Origin of the sequence: Paenibacillus sonchi (genome assembly GCF_016772475.1) — a bacterium.
GTDB classification, from domain to species: Bacteria; Bacillota; Bacilli; order Paenibacillales; family Paenibacillaceae; genus Paenibacillus_AQ; species Paenibacillus_AQ sonchi.
The window spans coordinates 1,967,178-1,983,550 of the sequence record NZ_CP068595.1 but is presented as its reverse complement, the minus strand read 5'-3'; the positions used below and the strand labels follow the sequence as shown (position 1 = coordinate 1,983,550).

The following is a 16,373-nucleotide window of genomic DNA, read 5'->3' as shown; positions in this document are numbered from 1 at the left end:
TTGGTTACTACTTGGGCCGGCATGGTGAAACGCCAGCCTTTTCGGGGAGGACCTCCGGCCGTTATGAATATCCAGGCCCTTCCTTCCCCATAATGAGAATTGACAAGCCAAACTAATCAAAGGAGCCTGATGTCATGCCGCGCGAACCTGTTGCCCCTCCGAAACCCAAACACCGCCTCCGCCGGCTGTCCCGGCTGCTGGCTATAATGGGTGTGCTTTGTGTACTGGCGGCTGGCGGGCTGCTCGGATACCTCTACCATAAGGATCTCCCGCCGATTGCTGATGATATCCGCTCCAAGCTGCTTGATTCCCGCGGAAATGTGCTAACCACCTTCACTACGGATGGCCGCAGCCGGGAGCCCGTAACACTTAATCAGATTTCACCGCTGCTCATACAGGCTACGCTTGCGGTGGAGGACCGCAAATTCTACAAGCACTCCGGCTTTGATGTCAAGGGCATGGGCCGGGCAGTGCTTGCCAATCTGGAGTCAGGCGACCGCACACAAGGGGCCAGCACTCTAACCCAGCAGCTTGCGCGCAATCTCTACCTCTCCCATGAGAAGACCTGGACCCGCAAGGCAAAGGAAGCCCTGTATACGATGCAGCTTGAGATGAAATACAGCAAAGACGAAATTCTGAATATGTATCTGAACCAAATTTATTATGGCCACGGCGCCTACGGCATTGAAGCGGCCTCACAGATGTATTTTGGCAAAGCGGCGGCTGACCTTGATCTGGCGGAGAGTGCAATCCTTGCCGGTATCCCCAAAGGCCCGACCTACTATTCCCCCTATACTCATATGGACAATGCCAAGAAACGGCAGCGGATTATATTGGCCGCCATGACAGAAGTGGGTGATATTACTGAAGCTCAGGCAGCAGCAGCCAAGCTGGAAACCCTAAGCTTCAAGCCTCAGGGAGAAAAGAATACCCTTGCTGCTGCGCCTTATTTCCGCGACTATGTCCGCAGTCTGGCCACCGACACCCTGCATATCAGCAGCGAAGAGCTGGATCAGGGGGGGCTGAATGTATATACAACGCTCGATCCCGATATGCAGCAGGCGGCCGAAGACGCTGTAGAGAAAGGAATGGACCCCTCCGGCGACCTGGAGACTGCGCTTGTATCCATTGATCCCCGTACCGGCTATATCAAAGCCATGGTCGGGGGCAAAAACTACCGCACCAACCAGTTCAACCATGCACTGGCCACTACCCGTCAGCCCGGGTCTTCCTTTAAACCCATCATGTATTTAACCGCGCTGTCCTCCAAGAGCATGACGGGACTGTCCGTCTTCAACAGCCAGCCGACACTGTTCCACTATGATAATGACCGCAAGACCTATCAGCCGAAAAACTTCGGGGACAAGTATCTGGGGGAAATCAACATGCGCCAGGCAATTGCCGCCTCCGACAATATTTATGCGGTGAACACGATTATGAAAGTAGGCGCGGAAAAAGTGGCAGACATGGCGGCAAAGATGGGAATAGACAGTCCCCTGCAGACCGTACCATCGCTGGCTCTGGGCACATCGCCGGTGAGTCCGCTGGAAATGGCGTCTGCATTCGCCGTTATCGGCGGAGGCGGAGTAAAGCTTCCGGTCACGGCAATCCTGAAAATTACCGATGCGAATGGAAAACTTCTATATGAAGCCCCGCAGACGCAGGGCGAGAAGGTTGTAGAGCCGGCGGCAGCGTATGTGTTAACCCGGCTGATGGAAGGAGTATTCGAGAGCGGCGGGACAGGCAACCGCGTTGCCTCCATGATCAAGCGTCCTGTTGCCGGGAAAACCGGGACTACCGACACCGACGGCTGGATGGTGGGCTTTACGCCCGAGCTGTCCACAGCCGTCTGGGTCGGCTATGACAAAGGGCGGGATATTGCCACTGCCGATGGACGGCGTGCTGCCCCGATCTTTGCCCAGTTTACGGAAAAAGCGCTGGAAAACGTTCCGCCGAAAATTTTCCCGATTCCTGACGGAGTGGTCAGCGTATATGTCAATCCGCAATCCGGCAAGCTGGCTACGGCGGCCTGTCCCGAGAAAGTGCTGGAAACCTTCATCAGCGGCACGGAACCCAAGGAATACTGCGATCAGCACGGTACAAGCGGTGCCGTAAGTCCCCCTGACGGTAACGGGGAGCCTCCGGCGGAGGACATCAAGGAAGAGCATTCGCTGTGGAAGGATATCAAACGCTGGTGGTTGAATTAATCCGGGTTGCTTCGCTGCGGCTCATGCGATACGATGGGACCAATCGACCGGGAGGATACGGATGAAGGTTCCGGGACCCGGGTTGTGAGGTGCCATTACCCGATGGATTTGAAGAATAACTCTGACGGCAGAGAAGGTCTGCCGTCCAGAAAATTGCTGTCCCCTGATCTATATAAGCTTACAGCGCTCCAGGCCGGACCGCTTCTTCTGGGACAGCATCTCGTCCGGCGGACCGAGGATGGAGAGATCCGCTGCCGGATTGTGGAGACAGAAAGCTATGGCGGCGCAGAAGATAAAGGCAGCCACGCCTACGGCGGACGCCGTTCAGCCCGTACCGAGGTCATGTTCAGCGCTGGAGGAACAGCCTATGTGTATCTCATATACGGTATGTACCATTGCGTTAATGTAGTAACTGCTGCCGAACATGATCCTCATGCTGTATTGATTCGCGCGGTAGAGCCGCTTACCAGTACAGACGCTGCGCGGATGGCGGCTTACCGCGGCATCACGGTCAAGAAGCCGGCCAGCCTGTCCGGCGGGCCGGGCAAGCTGTGCCGGGCGCTGCGTATTGACAAAAGCCTGAACGGATGCCGGCTGGATGACCCGCTTGGACCGCTGTGGCTTGAGCAGGGAGATTCGCCGGAACACCTGGATATTGCCGCAGCACCGAGAATCAACATTCCTTATGCCGAAGAATATGCTCCGCTTCCCTGGCGTTTCTATCTCAGAGGGAATCCTTATGTCTCTGTCATTGACAAACAGGCGGAGCCCTTTTCCCTCAGCTAAAAGTTAGGTGATGCTGTTTCGGCGGCTCAAAAATGGGTAAAAAACAAACGAACCCTAACTCATCTCTCCTTTTGGACTTCCCAAATGGAGAGATTTTTAAATTCAGGGGAAGTTTTTTCCTGAAATTAGCAAAAAACTCTATATATGAATGCGCTTTCCCCGTTCTCATAACTTACAATTACTGCTATAATCATAAATATCCACAAAAAATAAAAAGATGTAAATGAGGGACATGGGATGAAGGATACAGGCATGATCCGGAGTTTAGACAGTCTTGGCAGAATTGTGGTTCCCGTAGAAATCCGCATGACACGAAATATTGACATTGGGGATCCTATCGAGTTTTTCATTTTGGATGAAGAAATCATCGTACTCAGAAAGTACACCTCAACTGAATGCACGTTCTGCAGAAGCCTCGATCATGTCAGCTACTATAAGGACCAGTTCATTTGCAACAGCTGTCTGAAAGAGCTCGGCAATCCAGACCGGACGGCCGATGAGACCGTTCAGCTGCAAAGTCCCGCAGAGATCACTCCTGAACCCGGCCGCGGGGGCGGCGGAGCAAAACAGAGGAAATGAGTCAACGCTTGGAGAAGGCTATAGAAGATCACCCCTATGCTAATCAGAAGGAGCTTGCCGAGGTTCTTGGCATCAGTCAGGCCCGGGTAAGCCAGCTCAAGCGCAAGCTTAACCTGCTCAGCAGATCATAAACTGTCACCCGCACCCTGCAGTTTTATACAACATAGAAACAGCCAAGCTCTCCTGAAAAGGGGAGCTTGGCTGTTTGTGTAATGCAGACGCAATAGTCTTATGCCACACAATGGCGGGTTATCGCTTATTCTGACAGCGCAGCTTTGAGTTCAGCGGCGGAAGCATCCCACCACTCCGCATTATGGGCAATCAGCAATGACCTCAGTGCAGACTTGTCCGCTGCACCAAGCCCCTCCAGAATCACTCTCCGCTTCAGGGCAGAATCGAGCTTGTTCACGTGATCGGCAAGAATCTTCCAGCCTCTGCGGGCTTCGGTGTCAATCCACATCTCGCAGGCTGTGACTCCGCCATAGGACTGGCCTTCAGGCGTACGGTCTACAGCTACCCATACCACCCACACCTGTCTTCCGTTCGGAACATCTTCACGGTTCGGACTGAATTTAATGCCCTTCTCCACTTTACTCTTGGCATGCATGGCACCGATATCGATAACGGCTTCACCGCCGTCAATAATGACCGGCGATACATTGTTCAAATCGATGGAGCCTGCGCCGAACCCCTTATGCTTGCTTTTGGCATTCACGATATTCAGAGCCATCGGTTTTTTGCCCTCTGGTTGGTTGTTATCCACAAGTGCACATCCTTCCCTCTCACTAATAATTTAATTTTAGCTAATAATGCGGCGAATGCAAACATATACATCCCGTAGATGCTTGTCACGGGAGGAATCACAGTATGAAGCCATTGTCATTAAGGTACACCCTCATCTTTGCGGCCCTGGCCACCCTCGCCCTTCTGGGAGGTGGAATCTGGGCTCTTTCAGGGCATAACCCGGCCGTTCAGACTGCAGCTGCTCCCAAAGAGGCCAAGTCCCCCGCAGCCGCACAGATCAAAGCACCACAGCCCGTTCTCCCTGAGAGCAGGCCGCTCCCCGTATCGGAGGCCCTTAGCCAGCGGGTAACCGAATATCATCTTGACGCGCAGCTGCTCCCCTCAACGGGGTCGCTGACGGCTTCAGAGACGGTCACCTGGACCCACCCCGGCCAAAAACCGGTACAAGACCTCTACTTCCACTTGTATCCGAATGCCTTTGCCTCCAAAGATACCACCTTCATGAAGGAATCCGGGGAAAGCTCCGCGGGGATACCATGCCTGCAAATGGCTACGGCAGCATGACCCTGACGGATTTGCGGACCAGTGACGGCGTCTCGCTCATGCAGCGGCTGCAGTATGTACAACCCGATGATGGCAACGTGCATGACAAAACACTGGTCAAGGTGCATCTTCCGCAGCCGGTCAATGGGGAGAAAGTGTCACACTGAAGCTGAAATATACAGTAACACTGCCCAAAATATTCGCGCGTATGGGGATTTCAGGTAACTTTATAATGGCTGGACAATGGTTCCCCAAAATTAGTGTCTATGAGCCAGCCGGCACCCGGGGCGTGAAGCAGGAAGGCTGGAATCTGCATCAGTACCACGGCACCTCCGAATTCTACAGCGATTTCGGGATCTATAATGTTACCCTTTCTGTACCCTCCAATTACACCGTGGCGGCAACCGGCTTTCCGGTAAAGACCGCCAAATTGAAGCAGGGCCAGAAAATCTACAAGTTCTATGCCGATGATGTTCATGACTTCGCCTGGGCTGCCTCCCCCGACTTCCTGGTTGCAGAAGAGGCCTTCTCGTCATCGGAGGTGCCAGGGGTAAGGATCAAGCTCTACCTGGACCCGCTGCATAAGGACTTACAGGAACGGTATTTCCAGGCTGCCAAAGCTGCCCTGAACACATTCAGCAAATGGTATGGTCCTTATCCGTACTCCACACTTTCTATCGTGGTCCCTCCCAAAGAGGGAAGCGGTGCAGGCGGGATGGAGTACCCCACACTGGTAACCGCCTCTAGTGCATCTGAAAATGTGCCGGGAACCCAGCTGGAGCGAACCATTATCCATGAAATCGGGCATCAGTTTTTTTATGGCATGGTGGCCACCAATGAATTTGAAGAGGCCTGGCTCGATGAGAGCTTCACCTCCTACGCGGAAGACCGGCTAATGGAGCAGGAATACGGGGTGGCGTCCAACCTCCCGCTTCAGGCCAGTCTGGTGCCCTCCGCACAGCCGCTTACACTGGAAACTTGGAAATACACCGGAGATGATGCCTATACCCGCAACATCTACATTAGGGGTAAGCTGGTGCTGAAAGACATTGAACATCAGGTCGGAACCAAAACAATGGATGCCATCTTGGCCGCTTATGTCCGCAAATACCGTTTCCGTCACCCGTCAACAGCGGACTTTCAAAGGACGGTGGAAAAGGTGACTAAAAAATCATGGCAAACGTATTTCGATCATTATGTATACAGTGGCGGCGCTCCTGATTTTGCTATAAATCATATTGCAAATACTATCAGCAAAGCAGGGGCGGATAACGAAGACTCCCGCTATGAATCTTCAGTTACCGTAAGCAATAAAGGCAGCCGGCACGGGGATGTGCCGGTAAAGTTTACCTTCTCGGACGGATATACCGTTCAAAGATATTGGAATGGGGAAAGCAAGCAAACGACATTTCAGCTGTCCTACAAAGCGCCGCTCCTGTCGGCAGAGATTGATCCGGAGCACTCCGTTCTGCTGGAGAGCAAGCATCTGAACAATTTCAGACTCGCCGAACTGGAGCCTGATACGCTCTCACGCTGGACGCTCAGCATGACCAACCTGATTGAAAATCTGCTCGGCACTCTTGTCTGGTGAGGTGAAGGATTGTGAAAAGATCGATAAGCTGCGGCTGGCACAGCATGAAAGAGCAATTATATATATTGATCCTGTTATTTATTTACCGGCTTTTCTGGGGCTATTTCATGTACAAGTTTGTCAAAAGCGCCGTGGTTCCCGTGCTTCTGCGCTACCCGGACCAGCATGCGGGAGGCAGCGGGCTGGGCAGACTGCTGTACTATGTGGAGGGGCAATTCGCTTTGGGTTCGGACCCGGCGGTTCAGCATTGGCTCTGGATGCTTCTGGTATTGAGCGCAGCAAGATTGCTGGTCTCCCCATTCATCCGCGCAGGGCTGCTCCACGAGCTGCACCAGGAGCGCAAGGGCGAGCGCGGAATGTTCTTTTTCCGGGCATGCGGCTGTATGGGCTTCCGGTGATGCTGTTCAGTCTTATAGAATGGGTGCTGGCGGCCCTGCCCTTGTACTGGCTTTTTCCCAAAATGTACAACCTGCTGCTAAGCGGCATTCTGGATTACAGACAGCTGCTGAAGCTGGTTCCTTACGTCCTGGCATGGCTTGTGTATCTTTTCTTTATTCGGAAGCTGTTGCTCTACATGCAGTTCGGGTATACGGCCGGTACAGGAATACTCCAATCCCTGCTGGTGTGCCTGAAGGTCATTGTTCCATCTGCAGGACTCTCCCTTGTGCTGGGAGCATGCGGGCTGGTGATGATGCTTGTTTGCGGAGCAACCGCGCTGCTTAGTCCCGGATTGCCGGCCTTTCTGCTCCGCCAGTTCTCTCCGCTGCCCACTACACTGTTCAAAATGTGGGGAATCGCCGCCCAGTATCATCTCTGGCGCAGTAAAATATTTCCGCAATAATAGAGCCGCTTAACCGGCATAATAAAAGAGTCGCTACTCCTTACCGGGAGCGGGACTCTTTTTTTGAGTTACAAAGTGATAAAGAGTATTTGCAAAACTGTAAATCCTCTGGTACAATGATGCCTGTACTACTAGTAACAAATTTGTAATCTTTAAGTTACAGCTTGTAAACCACATTTAACTTGAGCATTAAAGCTTGTTACACACGCTCTTCTGGTGCACAAAACGCCAAATTCCCTGCACCGGGAAGCGGGGGAACCATATCTTGGGTGAATTGATCTCGCTTTAGAGGGGTCATAGGGGACCTTCTACCGAATCCTTAAGCTAACCTCGCAGGCCTTGGAAGGAGTACATCATTTGAAAAGTCAGAACTTCAAGAAGAAATGCACCGCAGCAGCACTTGGATTAGTGATGGTATTCACATTAGGAGCTGGCAGCGCTTTCGCCGACTCCAAAATGGACACAGTTATCGCCAAAACAATCGGAACGACCTATAAATTCGGGGGCACCAGCACCAGCGGTTTCGACTGCTCCGGATTCACGAGGTACGTATTCAAAAATGTCGGACTAACCCTGCCACGCACTTCCAAAGCTCAATTCAGCGTCGGCACCCCTGTGTCCCGCAATAACTTGCGTTCAGGCGACCTCGTTTTCTTTAACACCTTTGGATCGGGAGTTTCCCATGTCGGCATTTATGTCGGGAATGGCAAATTCGCACAATCCTCCAGTTCACGCGGCGTTACGATAACTTCACTGAGCCAAGCCTACTGGGCCAACCGCTACGTTGGCGCCAAACGAGTGATGAGCACTACAGCGTACCAGGCTGTTGCCTACGATTGATAAACGTTATTCCCTTCAATATTACTGCCTCTAACAACTAAATATAACTTATACGAACCCGGACTGATTATTGCCGTAATCATTTCCGGGTTTTTCCTTTTCCTTATTCTCCCTTTTACACGTTCCGGAGATCTTTGAAACACCTTTTTGCTAAATATTCCAAAAAAATCTCCCATACAGCTTACGCAGCGCGTAAAATGGGCCCTCAAGAATAGATTTTTGTCCCGTCAAACGGAAAAAATATGCATTATTATGCTTTAAATGATTGCCAAGAGCTTCTGTCTTTGTTACAATTACTGCAGTGAGTTGATAGTAACATTTTTGTAATTATTCAAAGTTAATTTACAAACTTTTTGTCATGTATTGATCCGCAAGCTAATCCTAATCAACAGTCGAGCCGAGTTCCTTAATCATTAGGGAAACGGGGGAACCGATTTTGGGTGAATTGACCTCCTATTCACAGAGGGGTCATAGGGGACCTTCAACCGAACCCTTAAGCTAACCTCGTAGGCAATTGGAAGGGGTATTTACTTTTGAAGAAGAAGCTGGCATCAGCCTTACTGAGCTTTTCCATTATCCTTACTATCGGAGCAGGAAGCGCTTTCGCAGACTCCAAAATGGATCAGGTTATCGACAAAGCCATCGGAACAAGATACGTATCCGGCGGAATATCGACTAACGGATTTGATTGCTCCGGGTTTACGATGTATGTTTTTGATAAAATCGGAATCAACCTTCCTCACCAGTCCGGGTCCCAATACCAAATGGGAACTGCTATATCGCGTGACAACATCAGACCGGGCGATCTCGTATTCTTCAATACAAGCGGCAACGGCGTATCCCATGTCGGCATTTATGTCGGTGAAGGCAAATTCGCACATGCATCCTCTAAACGCGGTGTAACCGTCAGCTCGTTGAATGACAGCTACTACGTCAACCGCTACGTTGGCGCCAAACGAATTATGAGCACAGATGCTTATCAGAATGTAGCTTCCGACTCCCAAGACAACGACGATGTGCAGTAAACAGCACTTGTAATTCCAAAAAGGCTCTTCTCCAGGATTTTTGCCGAAATTCTGGAGGGGGCTTTTTTTTGTCTACAAAAAATATTTACCCTGCTCATGATCTGCCAAACACAAAAACCCCTAATTTTCGCTATTTTCCAAAATAATATTCCGCAATTGTCAGGGGCTTCACTTCCGCTTAAAGTTTATTCGCTCCAAAAGGATGGTTATGTATATAATTAAAGATATAACGCTTCACTTTGGATGGGAGGCCGATACCTGATGATTAGTTCCCCCGCAACCTTTTACAGTGTTCCTATGGATGTTGCCCACGCTGCCGAAATATGCCAATGGGTCTATAAGCCTCCGTATAACATTTACGGCTGGATGTCCTGGGAGCAGATGCAGGCTTTGGGCGTTGAGTTCGGTGATCCCCGGCTTCGAAGTGAGCAATATGTCTCGGTGGTGAACGGTCAGGGCACGCTCTGCGGCTTCGCGCAGCTCTTCCCAATGGAAGGCGTAGTCCGGCTTGGAGTCGGGATGCGGCCTGATCTGTGCGGACATGGCATGGGGCATCTGTTCATGAATGCTGTGGTCAAGGAGGCTCTGAAACGTTATCCGGACCGCGAAATTGATCTGGAGGTGCTGACGTGGAACCAACGGGCTATACGCGCTTATCAAAAAAGCGGATTTACCATTACAGATACCTATGAACGCCGGACTCCCACGGGCAATAAGCCTTTTTATTGTATGGTCTATGATAAATAGCACAAATCAGCCAATTATTTGTTACAAACCCTATGATAACGCTTTACCTTCTTGTATAATGTAGACAGCAGCTTACATGGAGGGGACGGATGCAGATGCAGAAATGGATCATGAGCGGTTTATTTTTTGCCGCCTGTGCCTTTGCGGTAGTCTTAATGTTTACTTTGCCGGGCAAAGCCGAAGTCGCTGAGGAGAACAAGCCAACTATGCCGGAAGTACAGCTGGATGCGGCGGGTGCTGAGGCCATTGTGAAGGCTAATTGCATTACCTGCCATGGGGATCAGCTCCAGGGTGGTGTAGGACCCAGCCTGCAGCAGGAAGGCGGCAAGCATGATGCCGGGGAGATCTTCACCATTGTGACTAAGGGCCGCGGACAAATGCCTTCCTTCAAGGATAAGCTGGCCCCGGAGGAGATCGCAAATGTAGCCATGTGGCTTGCAGAGAAGAAGTAGCTTCACTTACACTTCACAGAAGAATAAGCACAAAATGCCCTTGCAAGGATGATGCTGATCCTATGGCAGGGCATTTTTTATATAAGGGTTATGATGAACTCTCATTCGGACCGGTTCGATCGGGCTTGGGTTAACGGTTCTTCTCAAAGGCCTCGTTAAATTCATGGGCCTGCCGGATATCCAGCGTGGTAAGCCCCTCTTCTTCTGCCGCAGACAAGCGGAGAAAGACCGTTTTATAATCGACTGTAATATGCGGATGATGCTCGAATGCTTCCGATATGGCGGCCACCTCATCCACAAAAGCAATCCCCTTCATGTATTCATTGAACATGTATTTGCGCACCAGAGTATTCTGCTCCAGCTTCCATCCTTCCAGCTTGCTCACCTGCTCCCGCAGCTCCTCTTCCGTAAATTGCAATGTTCTTCCTCCCTTACTAAATTAACAGCAAAAGCCTTGCAGCTCTATTACCAGTGGCGTTGTTGCCTGAAACAAAACATCCCTCAGCTTATAGAAGTCCAAGGGATGCGCCAGGATGAGGTTTTTTTGGTTTAATGTATTCACAAATCCCAGCAAATAGTACCCGGCTTCATCAATTTTACCACGCGGCGCAGGCTGCGGGCAAACCGCCCTCCGGCACCTGCCTGTCCCCTAGACCAGAAGGACTGAAGCCAGATCCTCTTCGCCAAGCAGAATATTGATCCGGTGTGTCTCCTTGTCATAGATCACAACACCGCTGCCCACTTCGATCACCGGCTCATTCCCCAGGGCGTAGAACAGATCCTCAGCAAGTGCTTCCCAGACTTCCAGCTTCGACTCCTGAGGCAGTTCCTGCCACTCATCAGGCTCCATTTCAAAAAATACATACCCGTCGGAAATTCTTCCTACCGCTTCCGTCAGCTCACCCAGAATTTCACTGTAATCCCTGCCGTGCTTCACACCCACATCAATCACTCCGTTTTCTCCACAGATGAATAATATCCTACCCTACTCATTATAGCCGAAAAAATGACTTCACAAAAAAGGGAATGCTGTCGATAAATAAGAATATACGTGATTGGTCAGGCAGATGCCCCACCGCTGTTCATGGATGATACACGCGGTACAGTCGGACCACTTCTTAATTCTCATGGACGAGGTGCATAAATGGAAATTTCAACAATAATCGGTTTGATTTTTGGTCTGGTTACAATAGTATGGGGGATGTATCTTAAGGGTGCTCCACTGCATGCCTTAAATGCTCCGGCCGCTTATGTAATTATCCTCCTGGGTACAGCCGCATCCATATTCATGGCTTTCCCGTTCTCGGAAGTCAAAAAACTCCCTAAGCTGTTTAAGTTAATCTTTGTAAAGCAAAAAATGGTCAGCAAATCGGAACTCATTACCATGTTCATGGAGTGGGCTTCCATCACCCGCCGCGAAGGTCTGCTTGCCCTGGAATCCAAGGTCGATGAAATCGAGGACAACTTTCTCCGAAACGGCATGCGGATGATTATCGACGGCAACGATCAGGAATTTGTCCGGGATGTATTAATGGAAGATATCCACGCTACTGAAGATAGACATAAAGCCGGAGCGCTTATTTTCTCCCAAGCCGGCATGTACGCTCCAACACTGGGGGTACTCGGGGCCGTTATCGGGCTGATTGCCGCACTGTCGGATATGAGTGCCATGGAAAAACTGGCTCATGCCATCGGTGCAGCCTTCATCGCTACACTGGTCGGTATCTTTACAGGTTACGTGCTCTGGCATCCCATTTCGAATAAGCTGAAGCGGCTGTCCAAACGGGAAATTGAGGTTAGGCTGATGATGGTGGAAGGACTGTTGTCTATTCAATCCGGGGTGTCCACAATCGCCATCAACCAGAAGCTGTCCGTCTTCCTCACTCCGTTGGAACGTGCAAAGCTGGGTGACAAGGAGGGGGCTTCCAGTGAGCAAAAAGACTAGACATGAGGAGCACGAAGAGCATGCCGACGAATCCTGGCTGCTGCCCTATTCTGACTTAATGACGTTGCTGGTTGCTCTGTTCCTCGTTATGTACGCCATGAGTGCAACAGATGCCAAAAAATTCGAAGAAATGGCGCAGGCCTTCAGTTCGGCACTGAATGGCGGGTCTGGAGTGCTGGAATACCGGTCTGATGCCCCCACAAATACTCAGCTGGATCAGGGCAAAGAAGATAAAATGAACAGTGTTGTTGCTCCTAATACCGGTAAAGCCGATATCGCCAAGCTCCGCCAGAAGGAACAGGAGGAGCTCGAGAAGCTGAAGAAACAGTTTGACCAGTACATTAAGAACAACGGTCTGACCGATTTGCTCAGCACCAAGCTGAATCAATCCCAGCTGACCATCACCATCAGCGATAACGCCTTGTTCTCCTCAGGACAAGCTGTAGTTAAGGATGAATCCCGTCAGCTGGCCAAATCCATCTCCACCATGCTGCAGCAATTTCCGAATTATGAAGTTCTGGTAGAGGGCCACACAGACAACATCCCGATTTCCAATAGCGAGTATCCCTCCAACTGGGATCTCAGTGTTGCCCGTGCGCTGCAATTCATGAAAATCCTGCTGCTGAACCCCTATCTGGACCCGGTTAAGTTCAGTCCTATCGGCTATGGGGAATATCATCCGGTCGCTGACAATGCTACGGCAGCCGGACGCGCGAAAAACCGGCGTGTGGAAGTCTCCATCCTTCGCAAATATCAGGACGTAACCGAAACTACGCCAGTTACACCCAGCAATTAAAGATTTGGACAAAAAATAAAGAGCTGCTCTGAAGCGTCTTAACCGGCCCTCAGAACAGCTCTTTTTTCCGTTTGTCTTATAGTGTCCGTTGACGCCGTTATTGCAGCTGATAGTTCAGCATAGCTCCCAGCTCCATCTTCTCCGGGGCAGTCAGCTCACGCCATTCCCCGGTCTGCAGGGAACCCAGGTGGATATTCATCACCCTGATGCGCTGCAGCCGCCGGACCTCATAGCCAAAAGCAGCGCACATGCGGCGGATCTGCCGGTTTTTGCCTTCCGTCAGAATAATCCGGAACACCCGCTCACTGATCCGCGTCACTTGACAGGGAAGCGTACGGCTCCCCAGGATCTTGACCCCGCTGGACATCCCCGTAACAAAGGATGGAGTAACCGGCCGGTCCACTGTTACGATATATTCTTTCTCATGCTTGCCTTCAGCCCTTAATATCTTGTTAACGATATCTCCGTCATTGGTCAGCAGGATTAACCCCTCGGAATCTTTATCCAGCCTGCCGATGGGGAATATCCGCTCATGATGTCCGACAAAATCGACAATATTCCCCTGGATATGTGCTTCTGTCGTTGAAGTAATACCCACTGGCTTATTCAACGCGATGTAGACAACCTTGCTGCCCGTTTCAAGGCGTTTGCCGTCTATGCGCACATCATCTCCCGGCTCAGCCTGGCTGCCAAGCACAGCACGCTCTCCGTTGATGGTGACTCTGCCGCCTTCCACCAGCTTGTCTGCTTCACGCCGTGAGCAGAATCCTGTCTCACTGATGAATTTATTAATTCTCACTTCAATCTTCACTCCGTTCTTCGTTCATAGCCTGCCCGGGAGTATGCTCTCCGGCTTCGGGCAGTTTAATGGTAACCTGAGCACCGCTCCCGTATTCACTGTGTATTTCCAGGCTCCCCTTATGGGATTGGATAATCCGCTGGCTGACCATCAGCCCAAGTCCGGTTCCCGTCTCCTTGTTGGTAAAGAACGGCTCCCCTAGCTTCGGCAATATTTCCTCGGGAACCCCTTCACCCTCGTCAGAGATGACAATCACTACGGTGCCGTCAATGATTTGTTGCTCCAGTATGATTGTGCCTCCGTCAGGCATGGCCTCAATTGCATTTTTGACAATGTTGATAAACACCTGCTTCAGCTGGTTTTCTTCACAGTGGACCGTTGCCGGCTGCTGGGAAAACCGGGCCTCGAATTCAATGCCGAACAGATGCGCCTGGCTGTCCAGAAGAGAGATCACATCACCCAGAATGAGCCGGACGTCCCTAAGCTGAAAATGCACGGCCTGCGGCTTGGCCAAAATCAAAAATTCACTCACGATCATATTAATCCGCTCCAGCTCCGAGAGCATAAGTTCAATATGAAGCGGCACCAGAATCTTCTTCTCCTGCTGAAGCTGCAAAAATCCCCTCAGGGTGGTTAACGGATTCCGGATCTCATGGGCAACCCCGGCGGCAAGCTGGCCGACCGTAGTCAGCTTCTCAGAGCGTCTCAGCAGCTCCTCCATCCGGTTGCGCTCCGTCATATCACGCGAGACATGGACAAAAGACTGCGGATTGCCCTCCTCGTCACGGATAACCGAGCTGCTGACGCTGACTTCAACGAGCGAGCCGTCGCGTTTCAGCCTGATGGTTTCCAGCGGCGGCAGAACCGCTCCGTTCTTCAGCTCCCTCAGTCTGGTTTCCTCCTGCTTCTGCGCCGTAGCAGGCACCAGGTATGGCGTCTTATCCGATACATCGTCCGCGCTCCAGCCATACAGCTCTTCGAAGGCCCGGTTCGTACTGATAATCCGTCCGTCCATGTCCATGGTATGAATGGCATCTGAAGTGCCGTTAATGACCGACTCCAGCCGTTCCTTGACGGCCCGGTTCTCTTCCAGCGTCTGTCCCAGCCGGTTGGTATGCTGCAGCAGATGGGAGGTCATGGCATTGATACGGTGTGCCAGCTGCCCCAGCTCATCACGGCTATCGACTTTAAGCGGAGGTTCGAATTTGCCCCGGGCCACATCGTTAACTTTTGCTAGAATATGCTGAATCGGCCGGGTAACAATACCCGCAAGGATATAGCTCGCCGCAAAAAAAACTACCAGCAGAATAATCGATGTAGTCACATTATTGATCAGCTGCTCTTTGATTACAGAGGAAATAACCGAATAATCCATGACTACACTGATGACGTAATCCTCCACGCCCGGCTGCGTAATGGGAATAAAGGTTTTCAGCACTCTTTTACCCAGCGCCTGCGTGTCCAGTGTCAGAGGGCTGCCGCTGCTAAGAGCTTCCATAACAGCCGTCTTGTCCTCTTCCACATTGCCATAAATGTATGTGCCATACTTAATCGCCCGGTTTCTCAGCTTCTGATTTGTAGGATCACTGCCATCCGGAAGCATAGTGGGTGCTCCAAAGGTTTTGGGATTGATCCCTGTGACCTCCAGAATGCCTGGATTAACCTCCTTGGACTGGCGGACAATCTCATCGGGATTCATAATCTTGACATAATCACTTACGGCGGTGCTGCGGATGTAAGGATCTATAATGTAATTGCTCTTTTGATCATAATAGTATCCCCACTTCTCGATAAACTTCGGATTGGAGGTAGAATATTCAAAAGGTCCTGACCAAAAATGCTCAAAGCTCTGCCCCTGCTCGACGGAAACCTCCTGACCCGCAAACAGCTCCAAAAATGCCACATACCAATAGCCCATACCTTTGGTAGACAGACCAATCTCACCGGGATCTGAGGATCTGGCTACAACCACATCATCCTCAGTCTTAACCAGGAGCGAAATATTAGACACTCCCAGTTTATGGGCCAGCGCAACCAGTTGAGCGTCCTTCACATTCTTAATATCGGGATCAAGCTCTTTGGAAGCCAGAATAGCGGTCAATCTGAGGTTCTGGGCAATTTGATGCTGGACATAATTAGAGCTGTAGCTGCTCTGCTCGACCGAAACGGCAATCTGTCTGGCAGCCATCTTCATATTCTTCTCACTTTCATTGCGAAGATTACTCCGGGCGGCATGAAGATTAAGTGTTAGATTAAGCGCCAGAATTAAGAGCACCGATCCGAAAATGATTGCCGATAACTTAGTTTTTATGGACAAGCTGTATTTTCACCTCTTACCCGCTGGTAAATCCTAGCGGAGCATTCAAACATTATCATACCTTTTGCCTCCCCATTTGAAAAGACATTTCACTCACGCTGGCTGTTTCGGGAAATATTGAATTATGCAGACACTTTCTCTACAATGGATAAGAAACCATC

Annotated in this window: 15 protein-coding genes, 2 pseudogenes and 2 riboswitches; of the genes and pseudogenes, 12 read left to right on the top strand and 5 right to left on the bottom strand. The window is 50.9% G+C overall.

Translation table 11 applies throughout. From position 1 onward, the window contains the following. Positions 1-134: 134 nt before the first annotated feature. The 3 genes and pseudogenes from JI735_RS09190 (at position 135) to JI735_RS09180 (ending at position 3,703) form a co-directional block, all read left to right on the top strand. Positions 135-2,207, top strand: a complete 2,073-nt coding sequence (locus JI735_RS09190) for a transglycosylase domain-containing protein (RefSeq protein WP_039832666.1) — start codon at positions 135-137, stop codon at positions 2,205-2,207. 33 nt (positions 2,208-2,240) lie between these two features. After that, positions 2,241-2,993 (top strand): DNA-3-methyladenine glycosylase, encoded by a 753-nt coding sequence (locus JI735_RS09185; protein ID WP_233476320.1) that lies wholly within the window; start codon positions 2,241-2,243, stop codon positions 2,991-2,993. Positions 2,994-3,230: 237 nt separating this feature from the next. Beyond that, positions 3,231-3,703 (top strand): annotated as a pseudogene (locus JI735_RS09180) (AbrB/MazE/SpoVT family DNA-binding domain-containing protein). Positions 3,704-3,828: 125 nt separating this feature from the next. Here the strand turns inward: JI735_RS09180 and JI735_RS09175 are convergent. After that, entirely contained in the window at positions 3,829-4,335 is a 507-nt protein-coding gene (locus JI735_RS09175; RefSeq protein WP_039832663.1) for a YwhD family protein, read from the bottom strand. A 104-nt stretch (positions 4,336-4,439) separates the two neighbouring features. On the opposite strand from JI735_RS09175, the pseudogene JI735_RS09170 reads away from it, so the two are divergent. From JI735_RS09170 to JI735_RS09140, 7 genes and pseudogenes are all read left to right on the top strand, one after another. After that, positions 4,440-6,450: pseudogene (locus tag JI735_RS09170) on the top strand (M1 family metallopeptidase). A gap of 11 nt (positions 6,451-6,461) precedes the next feature. Then, entirely contained in the window at positions 6,462-6,848 is a 387-nt protein-coding gene (locus tag JI735_RS09165; protein ID WP_233476317.1) for a hypothetical protein, read from the top strand. Next, positions 6,824-7,291, top strand: a complete 468-nt coding sequence (locus tag JI735_RS09160; RefSeq protein WP_233476316.1) for a hypothetical protein — start codon at positions 6,824-6,826, stop codon at positions 7,289-7,291. The genes JI735_RS09165 and JI735_RS09160 overlap by 25 nt, the downstream gene beginning before the upstream one ends. 216 nt (positions 7,292-7,507) lie before the next feature. Continuing rightward, positions 7,508-7,645: riboswitch (cyclic di-AMP (ydaO/yuaA leader) on the top strand. Between the two features lie 57 nt (positions 7,646-7,702). After that, complete coding sequence (locus JI735_RS09155) at positions 7,703-8,131, top strand: C40 family peptidase (protein WP_051051410.1); 429 nt, start codon at positions 7,703-7,705, stop codon at positions 8,129-8,131. A 385-nt stretch (positions 8,132-8,516) separates the two neighbouring features. After that, positions 8,517-8,659: riboswitch (cyclic di-AMP (ydaO/yuaA leader) on the top strand. Between the two features lie 5 nt (positions 8,660-8,664). Beyond that, positions 8,665-9,156 (top strand): C40 family peptidase, encoded by a 492-nt coding sequence (locus JI735_RS09150; protein WP_020425639.1) that lies wholly within the window; start codon positions 8,665-8,667, stop codon positions 9,154-9,156. Between the two features lie 261 nt (positions 9,157-9,417). Next, the gene (locus JI735_RS09145; RefSeq protein ID WP_039832661.1) at positions 9,418-9,903 is read left to right on the top strand and encodes a GNAT family N-acetyltransferase; all 486 of its coding nucleotides are present in this window, start codon (positions 9,418-9,420) and stop codon (positions 9,901-9,903) included. Positions 9,904-9,998: 95 nt separating this feature from the next. Continuing rightward, complete coding sequence (locus tag JI735_RS09140) at positions 9,999-10,355, top strand: c-type cytochrome (RefSeq protein ID WP_039832673.1); 357 nt, start codon at positions 9,999-10,001, stop codon at positions 10,353-10,355. A 130-nt stretch (positions 10,356-10,485) separates the two neighbouring features. Here JI735_RS09140 and JI735_RS09135 read toward each other — a convergent pair whose 3' ends face one another. Together JI735_RS09135 and JI735_RS09130 are read right to left on the bottom strand one after the other, a co-directional pair. Then, complete coding sequence (locus JI735_RS09135) at positions 10,486-10,773, bottom strand: 4a-hydroxytetrahydrobiopterin dehydratase (protein WP_020425635.1); 288 nt, start codon at positions 10,771-10,773, stop codon at positions 10,486-10,488. Between the two features lie 231 nt (positions 10,774-11,004). Next, complete coding sequence (locus JI735_RS09130; protein ID WP_039832672.1) at positions 11,005-11,298, bottom strand: hypothetical protein; 294 nt, start codon at positions 11,296-11,298, stop codon at positions 11,005-11,007. A 201-nt stretch (positions 11,299-11,499) separates the two neighbouring features. Here JI735_RS09130 and motA point away from each other — a divergent pair, with 201 nt between their 5' ends. Then, positions 11,500-12,300: a flagellar motor stator protein MotA gene (motA, locus tag JI735_RS09125; protein WP_202677326.1), complete on the top strand. Its 801-nt coding sequence runs from the start codon at positions 11,500-11,502 to the stop codon at positions 12,298-12,300. Further along, positions 12,284-13,096, top strand: coding sequence for a flagellar motor protein MotB (gene motB / locus JI735_RS09120; RefSeq protein WP_039834038.1), 813 nt, complete (start codon positions 12,284-12,286; stop codon positions 13,094-13,096). Before motA ends, motB begins: the two co-directional genes overlap by 17 nt. A 97-nt stretch (positions 13,097-13,193) precedes the next feature. Here motB and rluF read toward each other — a convergent pair whose 3' ends face one another. Next, positions 13,194-13,895 carry a 23S rRNA pseudouridine(2604) synthase RluF gene (gene rluF / locus JI735_RS09115; protein ID WP_039785048.1) on the bottom strand — a complete coding sequence of 234 codons (702 nt, stop codon included), beginning with the start codon at positions 13,893-13,895 and terminating at the stop codon, positions 13,194-13,196. 1 nt (position 13,896) lies between these two features. Continuing rightward, a complete protein-coding gene (locus JI735_RS09110) occupies positions 13,897-16,212 on the bottom strand; it encodes an ATP-binding protein (RefSeq protein WP_202677325.1) in 2,316 nt (771 codons plus the stop codon). Positions 16,213-16,373 lie beyond the last annotated feature (161 nt).